The sequence below is a fragment of the Candidatus Binatia bacterium genome, assembly GCA_023150935.1.
Lineage (GTDB): Bacteria > Desulfobacterota > Binatia > HRBIN30 > HRBIN30 > JAKLJW01.
Genome location: JAKLJW010000018.1, coordinates 25,904 through 41,964, shown reverse-complemented (window position 1 = coordinate 41,964; position 16,061 = coordinate 25,904). Strand labels below are relative to the sequence as shown.

Below are 16,061 nucleotides of genomic sequence, written 5' to 3'. Positions count from 1 at the left end.
GCTATACGGCAGGTTGCAGGGGCGACTAAACGAAGGTGGGGGATCGTATGCGGATCCGGTTAACGGCGGTGGTGTCGGTATTTCTGGCAGCAAGTGCAGCGTCGGCCTTCACGCCGGCAGGCGCCCCTGACGACCCTATGCTCTGTTACGTCGTCAAGGGCAGTAGCGGCACACCCAAGTTCACTCCCGTCCCAGGGGTCTCGGCGGTCGACGCGTTCGCCGGTGCCGGTCCCGATGTTTTCGACCTCGCCAAACCCGCTCTCCTCTGCAACCCGGCCGACGACGGTACCGGCATCGTCGATGCTGCGACCCATCTGGAGAGCTACGCGATCAAGCCGGTCAAGACCGAACCGAAGCACGTGCCGCAACTCGCCGTCAGGGTGGTTAACTCGCTCGGCGAGCTGGTGCTGAAGACCAAGAAGCCCGACCGCCTTCTGCTGCCGACGGCCATCGACTTCGCCATCACGCCGCCGGCGCCGAACCCGTTGCTGCACGACGTCGATCACTACACCTGTTACTCCGTCAAGATCGCCGACGGACAGCCGAAGTTCCCCAAGGGCCTGCAGATCACCCTCGGCGACCAGTTCACCGCTCCGGCTAAGATTTTCGACATCAAGAAGCCCAGGCGTCTCTGCCTGCCGACCGACTATGCCGGTGGCGGGGTCAAGAACTCGAAGGGCCACTACCTCTGCTACGCCGCGAAGCCGGCCAAGGAACAGCTCAAGCACGTGCCACTCACCGGAGTGAAGATCGGCAACAGCCTCGGTCAGAACGAGCAGTTCGACACCCGGAAGGAGGCCGAGATCTGCCTGCCATCGGTCGTCGACCCGGAGTGCGGCGACAACGAGATCAATCAACCGGCCGAGGTCTGTGACGGCACGGACGACGCCGCCTGTCCGGGGCTGTGCTCACGCCTGTGCGCGTGCCGCCAGCAGTTCCCGTTCACGCTCGATCCGGCCAACAGCCAGATCGAAGTGCGAGGTCTGTCGGCGCTCGGACCGGGGGTCGATCGGGCGCTGTCGCTCGGCGGCCTAGCCGGTACGCTGACGCTCAACGTCGACGGCCGGCTACGCCCCGGCCAGTACGAAATCTCGGTGCCGGAGACGACCCTGCCACCCCTGCCGGTTTCCGTCCCGGGATATGGCGTGGTCGGGACCGCATGCGTCTTCCTGGTCGAGGACACAACCATGCCCGGGTCCGGCCTGGCCGGCACCGGCGTACTCAACTGCTTTGGTTCGCCCGTTCCCGGTCTCGCCAGTCCGGACTTCCTGGTGCACACGGATCATTGCTCCAACGGCACGGCCTGCAACAGCGGTACGGGCGCCGCGTGCACGGGCTCGCTCGGCAACGGCGGAAAACTTCACTCGTCAACCGGGCTATGCGTACCGGCCGCGCCGAGCGATCCGATGTGCGTAGCCACCGATGCCGCCAGCGGAACCGCGGCCGTGTTGGAGGATGCGCCGAGCGGCGACCCTCACGACGGCGTCTGTCGTAGCCCGCTGTTCGGCGCCTTCGGCGCGTCGTCCTGGCAGGCGGGGGATGCCATCCTGACCCTGAGCGCGGCCATCGAGATCCGGTCCCTGGGCGACCTCTGCCTCGGTCCCCCAACGACGGATCCGAACCGCGGTCCACTGACAACGGGAACCGCGGCGTCGACGATTATGGACGTGTTTCCCGGCATCGCGCCGGCGGCCGGCAAGGTGCAGGCGATTGCCGTCACCGGTGTCCGGTTTACCTGCGACAGCGATCCGTTAGCGCCCATCACGGGGACATCCGGGGTGAGGCTGGTGACGTCGGTGCCCGCGTTGGACATAAGCCTGCCGTCGCCATTCGGCCTGGCCGACCTCAACACCGCGCTGATTCTCACCGCTCAATGAGGGTTGCGGTTCGACCCGACTTGCGGTTCTCGCGGATGAGCGCACGCGACGGCGATTCCCGGGCAAGGAAGAACGGCGGCGTGCTCACCTACCGTGGGTTTTGCGGTGCGGGTCGCCTGGCGTAGCGCGGGCGGCCGAAATGTGGTTAACGACCCGCCCATGATCGCCTGTCTCGACCTCGAAGGTGTGCTCACGCCGGAGATCTGGATCGACGTGGCCGAGCGTACCGGCATCCCGGAATTGCGCGTTACGACGCGCGACGAGCCCGATTACGACAAGCTGATGCGTTACCGGCTGGGGATTCTCGACCGGCACGGCTTGAAGCTGGCCGACATTCAAGCCGTCATCGGCAGCATGCAGCCGCTGGAGGGCGCCCCGGCTTTCCTCGACTGGCTGCGCGCGCGCTTCCAGGTGATCATCCTGTCCGATACCTTCGAGCAGTTTGCCAGTCCGCTGATGGCCCAACTCGGCCGTCCGGCGCTGTTCTGCAATACCCTGGTGATCGACGACGCCGGACGGATTGCCGACTATCGCATCCGCATCCGTGACGGGAAGCGCAAGGCCGTGATGGCGCTGAAGCTGCTCAACTTCGACGTGGTCGCGGCCGGCGATTCGTACAACGACACAACCATGCTCGCCGAAGCCGATCACGGCATTCTGTTTCGCCCGCCCGAGAACGTCATCCGCGAATTCCCTCAGTTCCCGGTCACGCGAACGTATGCCGAATTGCAGGAAGCGTTTGCAAGAATCGCAGGAGCCTGAGGCACCAGACGATCCGCGGGCCGACAATCCCCCGGCGGTCCCCGGCCACCGCCCGGAGCCGACGCCCCCCCAGGCCCCCAAGACCCCGATTTCTCATTCCTGATTGCATTTCCCGTATCGGCACGGCTATTCCCATTCGTGGGACGCGGACTGCCCATTCCGGTGGCAGACGCGGCGTGGCGAATTGTCGCACAAAGTGGGGCACCGCTGGCCTCGATGTTGCTTCGAGCGTCGCTTGGAGTAGCGTCCTGTGGATACGCGAATAGCCGAGGGTCTGGAACGATTGAAACGCCTGCTCCGGAGAATGCAGGTGTCCGGTTACTATTTCCCGGGAGACCTGCGGACTCGGGCGGCGGTTCCTGTACATTCGGGTGAGATGCCACGGGCGGCCGGCAGACATTGGTCAACCAGGAGGACACGACAGATGCGGGTACTTTCACGTGCAGCGCGCCGTTTCGGGATTGCCATCGCGACGTGCTTGATCGGCGCGGGCATTGCGGTCGCGGCGACTGCGGACATGGCAGACAAGGGGGTCGGTCCGATCAAGGCGGTGAAGCTCGGCGCCATCGACCCGGCGCTCGCCAAGCGCGGGGGCGAGGCGTTCGAGCAGAAGTGCAGTGCTTGTCACAAGTTCGACGAGCGATACGTGGGCCCGCCGATAGGCGGGGTGACACAGCGCCGGTCACCGGAGTGGATCATGAACATGATCCTGAACCCGCAGGAAATGACCGCGGAGAATGAAACCGCAAAGCACCTGCTGGGCGAGTATATGACGCAGATGACTTTCCAGAACGTCAGCGAACCCGACGCCCGTGCGATCCTCGAGTTCTTCCGGCAGCACGACTCCGGCGGCGCCGCAGCCGCCGGTAAGGTGGGCCAGGCCAAGCCGGCCAAGTAACGCTTCGATCGACGCTAAGACGCCAGAAAGGGAGGGCGACCTCATGACGAAGAAAACCGTGGTCAAGGTAGTAGCAGTGGGATTGGTCCTGGTCGGAGTTGCGGTAGCCGCTCGGGCCGCCAAGGAGGCCAAGTCGCTGGCCTCGAACGCGGCGCAGCGGGTTTTCGTGCCGCCGGGGAGCTACGACGAGTTCTACGGGTTCATGTCGGGCGGATTCAGCGGGCAACTCGCCGTATACGGTTTGCCGTCAGGCCGCCTCTTCAGGGTCATCCCGGTGTTCTCGGTCAATCCGGAGAACGGCTACGGGTACTCCGAGGAAACCAAGCCGATGCTGATGACCAGCTACGGCATGGTGCCGTGGGACGACGCCCACCATCCGCAGTTGTCGCGCACGAACGGCGTGGCCGACGGGCGCTGGATATTCATCAACGGCAACAACACGCCGCGTATCGGGCGCATCGATCTGTCAGCCTTCGAAACGGCCGAGGTGATCGAGATCCCGAACGCCGCCGGACAGCATGGCTCGCCCTTCGCCACCGAGAATACCGAGTATCTCGTCGCCGCGACGCGGTTCAGTCGTCCGATGCCGAACAAGGACGTGCCGATTGCCAGCTACAAGGACAACTTCAAGGGCACGCTCACCTTCGTCAAGGTGGACCCCAAGTCCGGAGAGATGAAGATCGGCTTCCAGATCCTGATGCCGGGATACGATTACGATCTCGGGCACTGCGGCAAGGGTCCGTCCCACGGCTGGTGCTTCTTCACCTCGTACAATACCGAGCAGGCGCACACCCTCCTCGAGGTCAACGCTTCGAAGAACGACAAGGACTTCGTGGCTGCGGTGAACTGGAAACGCGCCGAGGAATGCATAGCCCAGGGTAAGGGCACGGTCTGGAACACCCCGCACCGCCATAACGTCATGGACCACGAAAGCCGCATCGCGAAGTCGGAGGAGATCAAGCAGGAGACGGTGCTGACGCCGGATAACTGCGAAGGCCTGGTGTACTTCCTGCCGACGCCCAAGTCCCCGCACGGCGTCGACGTCGACGACACCGGCAAGTACATCGTCGCCGGCGGCAAGCTCTCCTCGACGATCCCGGTGCATTCGTTCGATAACATGCAGAAGGCGATCGCCGGCAAGCAGTTCGAAACGACGATCCAGGGCGTGCCGGTGCTCAAGTTCGACGCCGTCATCGCCGGTCAGGTGCCGAACGCCTGCCTGGGTCCGCTGCACACCGAATTCGACGGCAAGGGCTATGCGTACACCTCTTGTTTCCTCAGCTCCGAGATCATCAAGTGGCAACTCGGGACGTGGAAGATCGTCGACCGTATCCCGACCTATTACTCGATCGGGCACCTGATGATTCCCGGCGGCGACTCCACCAAGCCGTCGGGCAAGTACATGGTCGCGCTGAACAAGATCACCAAGGACCGTTACCTGCCTACCGGCCCCGAGCTGACGCAGGCCGCGCAACTGATCGATATCAGCGGCGACAAGATGCAGCTCCTGCTCGACTTCCCGACGATCGGCGAGCCGCACTACGCGCAGGCCATCCCCGCCGACAAGCTCATGGAGAAGTCGACGCGCATCTATCCGCTCGAGAACAGCAAGCATCCGTACGTGAGCAAGAGCGAGAAGGAAGCGCGCGTAGAACGTCAGGGCAAGGATGTGCACGTGTACATGACGGCCATCCGCTCGCACTTCAAGCTCGATAACATCGAAGGCATCCAACCCGGCGACAACGTCCTGTTCCACGTGACGAATCTGGAGCAGGACTGGGACGTCCCGCACGGCTTCGCCGTGATGGGTAGTCAGAACGCCGAGTTGCTGGTCATGCCGGGGGAGACGCGGACGCTGCAGTGGACCGCCCCCGGCCCGGGCATCTATCCGTTCTACTGCACGGATTTCTGCTCGGCATTGCACCAGGAGATGCAAGGCTACATCCGCGTTTCTCCGGCGGAAGCGAACGTTCCGCTGGGTTCCGGGGCGCCGCCGGCACCGCCTGCGGCGGCCCCGCCGGCAGGGTGAGGGCCGGCGCCGGTACGTGGACTGGAGCGGGAAGGGGGCCGAAGGCTTCCTTCCCGACTGAGAGGCATCGGCTATGAACATCGCATCGCGTATCCTTACTGCACTGGCAGCATTGCTGCTCGTCACTTCGTTCTTCTTTCCGCTCTGGCGCTACGACATGGGAGCGCCTCAGTATCCGGAAGGTCTGGCCATGACCATTTGGGCCAACAAGGTCGGCGGGCAATTGCCGCTGGTGAACCAGCTCAACCACTACATCGGCATGAAGCACATCGAGCCGGACTCGATGGCGGAGTTGAAGATCATCCCCTGGGTCATCGTCGGGCTCATCGTCTCCGGGCTGCTGGTGGCGGCCATCGGCCGCATGCGAGCGCTGGTCGCCTGGTTCGTCTCCTTCGTCGTGCTGGGCACGGCGGGGTTGGCGGACTTCTACTGGTGGCTTTACGATTACGGCACGGATCTCAGTCCGGACGCGCCCATAACGATCGAGCCGTTTGTGCCGCCGCTGTTCGGTACGAACATGCTCGCGAACTTCGAGATCTCGTCGTACCCTGACACCGCCGGCTGGGCTGCCTTCGTTGCCGGTCTACTCGCGTTTGTGGCGGTGGCTGTCGAGTGGCAGAAACATCGACTGGGGCGGCAGTTGAGCCGGGCCCGGCAGAAGCGCAAGGCCGGTAAGGCTGTCGGGACACACCATCTGCGACCCGCCGGGCAGATGGGTAAGGCGATTGTCGTGCTGCTGCTTATGGGCGCGGCGACCGTCGGGTGCTCGGTCCGTCCGACCCCGATCGATTACGGCAAGGACGAGTGTGCCGCCTGTCGTATGCGGATTGTCGACGCGCGCTTCGGTTCCGAACTGGTCACGAAGCGCGGCAAGCCGTACAAGTTCGACGCGGTGGAGTGCCTGGTCGGATTCGTCGGCCGCCAGGCCGTGGCAAGCGACGAGATCCATTCCCTTTGGGTCGGAAATTTCGCTACACCCGGGGAATTGATCGATGCGCGCTCCGCCGCATATCTCCGCACCGACAGGGTGCGCAGCCCGATGGGCCTCAACGTACTCGCGTTCGCCAATAACGGCGATCGCGATGCGGCGCGCGCGCAGTATGCGGGTGAAGCCGTTACATGGGATGACCTCCCCGCACTGCGCGCCGCGCTCGACGATCCCGAGCCGGAAGCCGCGGTTTCCGGGGCACGCCCGCCACGATCGTGACGGCGTGCCGAGTATTACCCCGCAATGCCCGCCTCGACGACCGCCCCGCTCGGCCTGCGCAACCAAAAAGACGAGCGGGGCGAAGCGTGCGGTCGCCTTCCTGATATTCGTCGCTGCCCCCCTGGTCGTCCACCCCGCCCTCGCGCGGGCGGGTGAGATCGTCGTCTGCCCGACCTGCCCGGTTGCCAGCGTTCGTGACGCCATCGCCCGTGCCGCTCCGGGCGACACGGTGCGCGTACGTTCCGGCACCTACCGCGAGGGCAATCTGACGATCGACAAGCCGCTGGCCCTGATCGGCGAAGGCGACGCCGTCATCGACGGCGCCCACGAAGTGGAAGTTATCACCGTGCGCGCCAACGACGTGTCGATTCGCAACCTGACGGTCGCCAATTCGGGTATGAGCTACATCGCCGACCTCGCCGCCATCCGCGTCGAGGGAGTTCGCGGCTGCACCATCGCCGATAACCGTATCCTCGACGCCTTCTTCGGCATCTACCTGGCTCAGGTGGTCACCTGCACGGTCGAGAACAACGACATCCGCGGCAAGGCCGTTTCCGAAACCTCCTCCGGCAACGCCATCCACGTCTGGAACGCCGACCACCTGCGCATCCGTAACAACCGCGCGCAGGGCCACCGCGACGGCATCTACCTCGAGTTCGCCCGCTCCTGCACGGTCGAGGACAACGTCAGCGAGGGCAACCTCCGCTACGGCCTCCATTTCATGTTTTCGGAGAACAACTCCTACGTCCGTAACGTCTTCCGGCGCAGCAATGCCGGGGTCGCGGTGATGTACTCGAAGCGGGTGAACATGCGCGAAAACACGTTCGAGGATAATTGGGGCGCGTCCGCCTATGGACTGCTGCTCAAGGACATTTCCGACAGCGAGGTGTTCGGCAACCTGTTCGTGCGCAACACGACCGGGATCTTCGCCGAGGGGGCCAACCGCATAACCGTCGCCGGCAATCGCTTTGTCCGCAACGGCTGGGCGGTCAGAATCATGGCCAACTCGATGGGCGTGGTGTTTGCGCACAACAGCTTCGTCGGCAATACCTTCGAGGTGACCACCAACGGGACCCGCAGCTTCAACTCGTTTCTGGAGAACTTCTGGAGCGACTACCGCGGCTACGACCTCGACCGTAACGGCGCCGGCGACATCCCGCATCGGCCGGTCCGGCTGTTTGCCGTCCTCGTCGAGCGCTACCCGCAGGCGCTGATCCTGCTGCGCAGTCCGTTTCTCGAAATGCTCGACCTCGCGGAGCGCGTCATCCCGATCCTGACGCCGAAAGTGCTTGCCGACCACAGGCCGCTGATGCGGAGTGCGCGATGATCGCGATCCGCGGGCTGCACAAGTCGTTCGGTGCCCTCTGCGCGCTCAAGGGCATCGACCTGACTATCGAGCCCGGGCGCGTCACGGCGATCGTCGGGCCGAACGCCGCCGGCAAGACGACTCTCATGAAGAGCCTGGTGGGGCTGGTGATCCCCGACGCCGGCGATATCCGGGTCGACGGCGTGCCGACGCGCAATTCGTGGGCATATCGGGCGCGCATCGGCTACATGCCGCAGACCGCGCGCTTCCCGGAGAATCTCAGCCTCGACGAACTACTGGCGCTGGTGAAGGATCTGCGCGGGGCGCCGGCGCCGTTCGAGGACGAGTTGGTGCGGCTCTTCGACTTGCACGCCGCGCTCGGCCGGCCGCTGCGGGTGCTCTCGGGCGGCACGCGACAGCGCATCAGCGCCGTGATCGCGCTGATGTTCGATTCCGAGATCCTCATTCTCGACGAACCCACCGTAGGACTCGACCCGCTGTCGAGTCGCCGCTGCAAGGACCGCCTCGCCGCGGAACGCCGGCGCGGCAAGACGATCGTGCTGTCCTCGCACGTCATGAGCGATCTCGAAGAACTCTGCGAACGCGTCGTGTTCCTTGCCGAGGGGCAGGTGTACTTCGACGGCACGCTCGAGGAGATCCGGCAGCGGACCGCCGAGCGCACGCTGGAACGGGCCATCGCCCGCATGATGGAGGGGGAGGGCAGATGAGGCACGCACTCAAGCTGGCGCGATACACGTTCGCCGACTTGCTACGCAGTCGCTGGATGTTTGCCTATGCGGGTTTCTTTGCCGCGATCGGCTGGGCGCTCTTCTACTTCGGCGAGGAACCCGCACAGGCCATCGTCAGCCTGCTCAGCGTGGTGTTGATAGTTATCCCGCTGGTCAGCGCCATCTTCGGCATGACCCAGTTCTACAACTCGCGCGAGTTCGTCGAGTTGTTGCTGGCGCAACCGCTCGATCGGCGCAGCGTCTTTTACGGGCAATACGTCGGACTCGCCGGTACGCTGGCGCTCGCCTTCGTCATCGGCGTATCGACGCCGTTCCTCTGGTACGCCATCCAGTACTCCGAGGATATCGGCCCGTTGCTGGGCCTGTTGCTCGCCGGTGTCTTGCTGACGTCGATCTTTGCCGCCATGGCGCTGCTGGCCTCGACGCTTACCGACAACCGACTCCGCGCCCTCGGCGCGGTCATCTTTCTGTGGCTGTACTTCACGGTGCTGTACGACGGAATGCTGTTGATGGTGATCCTGCTGTTCGACGCCTATCCGCTGGAAACCCCATTGATCGCGTTGACGATGTTGAATCCGGTCGATCTGGCGCGGATCGTCATCCTGCTGCGGCTCGATGTGGCGGCGCTGATGGGTTACACCGGCGCCGTGTTCGAGCGCTTCTTCGGCAGCGCCTGGGGCATGGCACTGTCCATGACCGCGCTGGCGGTATGGACCTGCGCCCCGGTTGCGCTCGCCGCCCGCTTCTACCGCCGCCGCGACTTCTGATCGTCGAACTCGATCGCGGAGTCGGCACCGCGCTCCGTCCACGCTGGGGCAAACTATTGCAGTCACCATTGACGACCAGACTCTACGGGCCGTCGATCAGCTGGTTGGCGCTTCGCGCACGCTGCGCAACCGGTCGGTGGTGGTGCGGCTCGCGCCGCGCGAGTTCGCCGATCGCGAGCGCCGCCGGCTGGCTGGCGTCTTCGGTGCATCTGATAAGGTGCTTGGGAGCGTCGAGTCTGGCGTCGATTTCGAGAAGCGCATCCGGATAGCCGGCATAAACGCCCTGTTTGACGTAAGACCCCCTCTCGGACGTTACCACCCCTTCGACCGGCCACGCGAAAACCCCGAACGGACCACTTATACGGCGGCCTCGACCGGCAGGCCCGCGGCCTTCCACTCCGGGAATCCGTCCTCGAGCCGGCGCGCGACAAAGCCGCGCTTGCGAAGCTCCGCTACCGCTTCCACGGCCAGCACACAGTACGGACCCCGGCAGTATGCGACAATCTCCTGCGTGCGCGACAATTCCCGCAGCCGCCGCTTGAGGTCCTTGAGCGGGATGTTGATGGCGTTCGGCAGATGCCCGTGGGCGAATTCGTCCGCCGGCCGAACGTCGAGCACGGTAACCAGGCCATCGCGGATGCGCCGCAGCAGTTCCTTGCGCACCACCGGCTCCATGCCGTCCCGCTCGCCGAAGTAGCCGGTCACCACGCGCTCCGCTTCGCCGACCTCGATTTCCGCAACCCGCCGTAACGCCGCGAGCGCGGCTACCACCGCGTCGCCGCCGAGCCGATAGCGCACCTGCTTGCCATCTCGCCGGGCCCGGACCAGACCCGCCCGGCGCAGGTGCTGCAAGTGCTGCGATGCGTTCGCGACCGACAGGCCCGCACGCGCCGCCACGGCCTCCACATTACGCTCCCCTTGCGCCAGCAGCTCCAGGAGCTCCAGCCGGTTCGGATTGCTCATCGCCTTCGCGACTGCGCCGAACCGCCGTAACATGGCGCGCTTCGGACCCTCGCTTGACATCACGCCTCCAGACACATAATCGCTCAATTGAGTAATTGAATGACCAGACAGGCGCAAGCACGAGGGATGGTGCTGTCTTCGGCTTCGACACCACCGGGCGACGAACGAACCATCCCCACGAACCCAATGAGGTGACACGTGCGCAAGAAGATCGTGATCATCGGCGGGTCCTTCGGCGGCATCAACGTCGCCTACGCGCTCCGGCGAGCGCTCGGCAGCGCCGCGGACATCACCGTCATCTCGAAGGACGCCGCGTTCACTTTCCTTCCCTCGTTGCCGTGGGCCATTCTCGGCTGGCGCGATCCCGCGCGTTTGCAGGTGCCGCTGCAACAGACACTCGCGCGCCGCGGCATCCACTTCGTCGAAGCCGAGGTCACAAGCGTCGATCCCGCCAGGGGCGAGGTCAGGACCGCCGTCTCGACCTTCCCCTACGATATTCTTGCGATCGCCTCGGGAGGCGATCTGGACTACGCCGCGGTGCCCGGCCTCGGCCCCGTACAAGGCCACACGCAATCGACCTTCAGCGCCGACGAGGCGGGCCGTGCCCGGGAGGCGCTGGCGCGGGTCCTTGCCGGCGATCGCGGCGAGATCGTCATCGGGGCTGCCCCCGGAGCGAGCTGCATTGGGCCCGCCTACGAGCTCGTTATGATGATCGATACGGCGTTGAAGCGCGCCCGAAAACGCCCGGGGTTTCACCTTACGCTGGTGACCCCAGAGCCCTTCGTCGGCCACTTCGGAGTCGGCGGCATTGGCATGGCGCCGCGCCTGATCGAGGACGAACTCGCCGATCGGGACATCGAGACCATCGTCAGCGCCAGGCTCAGCGCAGCTCATCCCGATCGCCTCGTCATCGCGGACCGAGGAGACGTCCCCTTCGATTTTGCTCTCATCATTCCCGCCTTCGTTGGCAGCGGTTTCGTCCGCGCGGTCGAAGGTCTCGCCAACGCGCGGGGCTTTGTGACCGTCACCAACGAGCTGACGAGCACGCAGTTCAGCAACATCTACGCAGTTGGCGTGGCGATCGCCATCGCCCCGCCCGGACCAACACCGGTGCCCGTGGCGGTGCCGAAGACGGGCCACATGACCGAACTGATGGCGCATGCGGCGGCGCATAACATCGCCGCGGAGCTGAAGGGCGGCAACAAGGTCGACGGCTTACGGCTACCGTCCACCTGCATTGCCGACGCCGGCGATACCGCCTTCTACTTCCACGCCGATCCGTTCCTCCCGCCGCGGAACCGAATCGTGCACAAGCAGGGCAGGTGGGCACACTACCTGAAGGTGGCGTTCGAGCAGTTCTACCTCGCTCGTATCCGTCACGATTGGCCGTCGCTGAACTTCGGCTGGTAGCGCCGACGAAGGGAACCGCGTGATGACGTACTTGATCATTCTCAACGATCCGCCCTACGGAACCGAACGGAGCTACAACGGCCTGCGACTCGCCGGCTCGCTCGCCAGGGCCGAAGGTATCAGCGTCGCGGTTTTCCTGATGGGCGATGCCGCCGGCTGCGCGGTCGCCGGGCAGACGACTCCGACCGGCTTCTACAACATCGAGCGGATGCTCAAACCTATCGTTGCCAAGGGCGGCAAGATCGGCGTCTGCGGGACCTGTATGGACGCCCGCGGCATCAAGCCCGAAACACTCGTGGAAGGGGCGCACCGAAGCTCGATGGACGAACTGACTGCCTGGACCAAAGAAGCCGACAAGGTCCTCGTATTCTAACCGCGCCCGGTTACCTCGCCGAGCTTTTCGGAGTGGCCGCTCCTGGTAACCTCGTCGAACTGGCCACGCGAGCGCACCTTTTCCGCTCCTTCCGCGGCCGCCAGGTCCTTTTCGAGCGCTTGCACGCGCGGGTCCTTGCGTACCCGTGCCGCCACCCAGCCGGCGAACACGACCGCCGCCGCCGGCGCGCCGACGATCACCGACGCGTACGATCCTTCCACCACCGCCGCTTCGATGTGCTCGTTGAGCTTGCCCGAGAAAACCACGTAGGCGCCACCGTGGTATCGGGAGACAACGCAGAAGACGATCGGTCCACGGAAGTTGACGATGGCGCGTCCGATCTCGGCCCCGTACTCGAGCTGCACTTCGCGCCTCGATTCCGGCGAGCCGTCGAATCCCGACTGGTTCGCCAATACCACCAGAGGCCGATTGCCGCTGGTGGCGTTAATTGCGCGTGCGATCTTCTTCGACGACTTCGGGAACAGCGTCCCCGCGGTCCAGTGGTCGGGGCCGTCGGCGGGCAGAAAGCCGAGGCGCGCAATCGAGTGCAATTCAATGCCGATGATGCACCCCGGAGGTAGAGTCGAGGTGTGGCGCGGTGGTGTAGGCTGAGTTTTGGATTCCCTGTTGCTCGCCCTTTCGTCTGCGAGTGTCCCAGTATTACAGCCAGGCTTCGTCTCCACATCCCGCTCATCAAACCGGACATGCGGTTTTCCCGCATCCGGCTTTCGGACAGGCATCCGGCTTTCGGACAGGCACTCACGCGTTCGCCCACGCGACGTTGCGCCGCCGCCCTTCGAACCGAACCAATTTCAGCTCTTCGTACACGTATCGATAGGGGTAGCGTGTCGTCCCCGCTCCCTGCATCTTGTGCTTCCGGCACAACCACTGTCGCAGCCTGTCTCGGCCGTGTGTCGGTCCACGGCTCGATAGGCTTTGCTCACCGGCCCGATTGCGCCCGTGTCGAGAGCTGGCCCCGGCCTCGTTCATGTACTCGCTCGGAGGCCACACGCGCCGAGTCCAACGTGGGTGCAGAGCATCGATGCCGAAGGCGATAGCGATACCGACCCCGAGGGTGCGCGTCGCGCCGGAGCGGTGCCCACCACTTCCGGCGCGAGTGGATGTCCCAGCGACACGAGTGGATGTCCCAGTTGACTGTGCCTGCGCCGGGTGGACCCACGCGATGGCGATCGATGCGTCGACGACGAACTCCTTCGTCACCGACGACCTTCTTCGATCGCGGTCCGAACCTCCGCTTCTGAGAGCGCGGCCCTTCCACGCTTGGGGGCCTGTGGGGACGATGATACCTTTGGTACGTTTCGCTGCTGATTCGTGGCCGTAGTACCGTCGTTCGTGGATCCCCCCTCGCGTAAAGTACCAAGAGTACCATCGTCCCCTAATCCTCGATCCCCCCGGATTAAGGGAACCGCCTGGACCGCGGCGCAGAGGTGTCGGCGCATCACGATATCCCGGATATGCCCATCCCCTCATCGTCCACGCCCGGCTCGCGGGCCTTTGTTGTCGATGGCCGAAGCTTTGGTTCAAGCGTTGCTTGTCCCGAGTAGGGGAGCGGCAACGCATGGCAGAAACCGCGAGATCGGGGGTTAGGCAGCGACGTGTCGGAGTTGCCGTCGCCGCTTTCGTCGTCGCGCTGGTCGCGACCGCTCAGACCGTGGGCGCGATCGATTACTACGTCGATCCCGCCGGGAACGACGCCGGTCCGGGCACGTCGGCCCTCCCCTGGCGCACCATTCAACGGGCCGCCGACACGATGTCCGCCGGCGACACCGCCTATGTTCGCGCCGGCACGTACGCGGAATCGGTGACCCTGACTCGCAGCGGCGCCTCCGGCGCCCCCGTCCGTTTCGTGGCGGCAGCGGGCGCTACCCCCGTCCTTGACGGCAGCGGCGGCCTGTACGCCGGGTTCACGACGGACTCCAACCTCGACGTTTCCGACATCGTCATCGACGGTTTCTCCATTCGCAACTACGCCGGCTTCGGCATCGTCGCCTGGAGCACCAACGACCGCTGGACGCTGCTCAATCTGCTGATCCAGGACAACGACGACGAAGGCATTCGGCTTTCCAACAGCGCCGGAAGTCACGTCGAGACCGTGCGTCTCGAGGGCAACGCCGGCGGCTTCGACTGTACGCCGATTCTGCCGGGTCTGCCCGACGATCCCGGCTGCACCGACCTGACCATCGTCGAGGTGCAGGCGATCGACAACGGCACCGGCAGCCACACCGGGGTCGACGCGTTTGCGGTAGAGCGCGGAGATCGGATCGACGTCGAGCGCTGCCTGGCTGCCGGCGGTCCGGGCGACGGCTTCGACTTCAAGTCGCAGCGGACAATGCTCTCTCGCGTCATCGCCTACGGCACTCGCAACAACATCAAGCTCTGGGGCGGGGGCAGCGGCATCGAGAACGCGCTAGCTTACGATGCCACGGCGGATGCCAACCTCGTGCTGGCCGGAGGCGGCAGTTACACCATCGCCAACTCCACGATCGCCAACATGACCGGCTATGCGTATCTGGCAACCGCCGGCGACGGCAATGTGCCGACGACCGTGGCGTTGCACAACACGATCTTCGCCAACGACAACCCGGCCATGGGCGGCACGCTGGTGTTCTTCGACAGCGGCGTGAGCCTGACGGCCGACAACAATCTCTACTACAACCCGTATCGCAGCGACGCCCTGGTCTGCGCCGCATTCCCGCCCTACGGCGGCGACTGCTTCAGTGCCGCCGACATCGAGGGCCAGACCACACACCCGTGGATGGAACCCAACGCGCGGTCGGCGGACCCGTCTTTTGTGTCGGCCGGCACGAAAGACTTCCATCTCGCCGCCGGCAGCCCGGCCATCGACGCGGGTACGGCAGGGTTTGCCCCCGCAGTCGACCTCGACGGCAAGTCGCGTTCGCAGGGCAGTGCGCCCGACATCGGCGCCTACGAGTACGGCTCCGCGGCCCCGAACCCCACGCCGACGCCGGCAAGCTACTCGATCGCCGGTGCGATTCGATACTACGCCAGCGGGGAACCCGTCGACGGCGTCACCGTGCGCTTGCTGGGTGCCACGCCGGTCGCCGTCGACACGGACACCAACGGCGCCTTCGTCCACACCGCGAGCGGGGGCGGCAACCGGCAGATCGAACCGGCACGCAGCGGCGGCGCGGACAGCGGGGTCAGCGCTCTCGATGCCGCGTACGCCTTGCAGGCTACCGTCGGCCTGCGCACCTTCACCGCCGCCCAGTCCCTTGCGTGCGACGTCAGCGGCAACGGTACGGTCTCGGCGTACGACGCCTCGCTGATATTGCAGTACCGGGTCGGACTGATTGCCGCCTTTCCCGTTGCCGCCGCCTGTGGCGGCGACTGGATATTCGTTCCATCAGCCGCCGTGGCGCAGAATCAACGCGTCGTGCAGCCACAGGTTGCCGCCGGGACATGTCAGGCGGGTGGGATCGCCTACGAGCCTTTGATTGCGGACGCCGCGGCGCAGGACTTCCTTGCCATCGCCTTCGGCGACTGCACGGGGAACTGGCCTTAGTACTCGTCGACATAAGTATGGCAACGTATCCGCAGCCGCTCACCCTTCGACAGGCCTAGCGCGGGCTGGCGCCCGCAACCCAATGGCCCGATCAGCCATGCCTTCGGGAGGGCGAGGCTCCCGCCGAGCCGTAACGGCCTGACGACCGCTCGGCTGGAGCCTCGCCCTCCCCATCC

At 65.1% G+C, this 16,061-nt stretch carries 13 protein-coding genes and 1 pseudogene; 11 read left to right on the top strand and 3 right to left on the bottom strand.

Features of this window, described 5'->3' with window-relative positions:
* Nucleotides 1-47 precede the first annotated feature (47 nt).
* The 8 genes from L6Q96_12225 to L6Q96_12190 all read left to right on the top strand — a co-directional run bounded on the left by L6Q96_12225 (nucleotide 48) and on the right by L6Q96_12190 (nucleotide 9,595).
* Entirely contained in the window at nucleotides 48-1,877 is a 1,830-nt protein-coding gene (locus tag L6Q96_12225; GenBank protein ID MCK6555325.1) for a hypothetical protein, read from the top strand.
* Nucleotides 1,878-2,036: 159 nt separating this feature from the next.
* Nucleotides 2,037-2,639, top strand: a complete 603-nt coding sequence (gene thrH / locus L6Q96_12220; protein MCK6555324.1) for a bifunctional phosphoserine phosphatase/homoserine phosphotransferase ThrH — start codon at nucleotides 2,037-2,039, stop codon at nucleotides 2,637-2,639.
* A 517-nt stretch (nucleotides 2,640-3,156) separates the two neighbouring features.
* Nucleotides 3,157-3,537 carry a cytochrome c gene (locus tag L6Q96_12215; protein ID MCK6555323.1) on the top strand — a complete coding sequence of 127 codons (381 nt, stop codon included), beginning with the start codon at nucleotides 3,157-3,159 and terminating at the stop codon, nucleotides 3,535-3,537.
* 43 nt (nucleotides 3,538-3,580) lie between these two features.
* Nucleotides 3,581-5,566, top strand: coding sequence for a Sec-dependent nitrous-oxide reductase (gene nosZ / locus L6Q96_12210; GenBank protein ID MCK6555322.1), 1,986 nt, complete (start codon nucleotides 3,581-3,583; stop codon nucleotides 5,564-5,566).
* Between the two features lie 73 nt (nucleotides 5,567-5,639).
* Nucleotides 5,640-6,773, top strand: a complete 1,134-nt coding sequence (locus tag L6Q96_12205; protein ID MCK6555321.1) for a nitrous oxide reductase accessory protein NosL — start codon at nucleotides 5,640-5,642, stop codon at nucleotides 6,771-6,773.
* A 4-nt stretch (nucleotides 6,774-6,777) separates the two neighbouring features.
* Nucleotides 6,778-8,100 carry a nitrous oxide reductase family maturation protein NosD gene (locus tag L6Q96_12200; protein ID MCK6555320.1) on the top strand — a complete coding sequence of 441 codons (1,323 nt, stop codon included), beginning with the start codon at nucleotides 6,778-6,780 and terminating at the stop codon, nucleotides 8,098-8,100.
* The gene (locus L6Q96_12195; GenBank protein ID MCK6555319.1) at nucleotides 8,097-8,807 is read left to right on the top strand and encodes an ABC transporter ATP-binding protein; all 711 of its coding nucleotides are present in this window, start codon (nucleotides 8,097-8,099) and stop codon (nucleotides 8,805-8,807) included. The genes L6Q96_12200 and L6Q96_12195 overlap by 4 nt, the downstream gene beginning before the upstream one ends.
* Nucleotides 8,804-9,595 carry an ABC transporter permease gene (locus tag L6Q96_12190; protein MCK6555318.1) on the top strand — a complete coding sequence of 264 codons (792 nt, stop codon included), beginning with the start codon at nucleotides 8,804-8,806 and terminating at the stop codon, nucleotides 9,593-9,595. Before L6Q96_12195 ends, L6Q96_12190 begins: the two co-directional genes overlap by 4 nt.
* An 82-nt stretch (nucleotides 9,596-9,677) precedes the next feature.
* Here L6Q96_12190 and L6Q96_12185 read toward each other — a convergent pair whose 3' ends face one another.
* Nucleotides 9,678-9,914: a hypothetical protein gene (locus tag L6Q96_12185; GenBank protein ID MCK6555317.1), complete on the bottom strand. Its 237-nt coding sequence runs from the start codon at nucleotides 9,912-9,914 to the stop codon at nucleotides 9,678-9,680.
* Nucleotides 9,915-9,952: 38 nt separating this feature from the next.
* On the bottom strand, nucleotides 9,953-10,618 hold the full coding sequence (locus tag L6Q96_12180; GenBank protein ID MCK6555316.1) for a metalloregulator ArsR/SmtB family transcription factor: 666 nt from the start codon (nucleotides 10,616-10,618) through the stop codon (nucleotides 9,953-9,955).
* Nucleotides 10,619-10,756: 138 nt separating this feature from the next.
* Between L6Q96_12180 and L6Q96_12175 the strand changes: the two genes are divergently transcribed.
* Both L6Q96_12175 and L6Q96_12170 read left to right on the top strand, forming a co-directional pair.
* Nucleotides 10,757-11,968 carry an FAD-dependent oxidoreductase gene (locus L6Q96_12175; GenBank protein MCK6555315.1) on the top strand — a complete coding sequence of 404 codons (1,212 nt, stop codon included), beginning with the start codon at nucleotides 10,757-10,759 and terminating at the stop codon, nucleotides 11,966-11,968.
* A gap of 22 nt (nucleotides 11,969-11,990) precedes the next feature.
* Nucleotides 11,991-12,341 carry a DsrE family protein gene (locus L6Q96_12170; protein ID MCK6555314.1) on the top strand — a complete coding sequence of 117 codons (351 nt, stop codon included), beginning with the start codon at nucleotides 11,991-11,993 and terminating at the stop codon, nucleotides 12,339-12,341.
* 11 nt (nucleotides 12,342-12,352) lie between these two features.
* On the opposite strand, the pseudogene L6Q96_12165 reads toward L6Q96_12170, so the two are convergent.
* Nucleotides 12,353-12,922, bottom strand: a pseudogene (locus L6Q96_12165) (hypothetical protein).
* Between the two features lie 998 nt (nucleotides 12,923-13,920).
* Here L6Q96_12165 and L6Q96_12160 point away from each other — a divergent pair.
* Nucleotides 13,921-15,885: a hypothetical protein gene (locus tag L6Q96_12160; GenBank protein MCK6555313.1), complete on the top strand. Its 1,965-nt coding sequence runs from the start codon at nucleotides 13,921-13,923 to the stop codon at nucleotides 15,883-15,885.
* Nucleotides 15,886-16,061 lie beyond the last annotated feature (176 nt).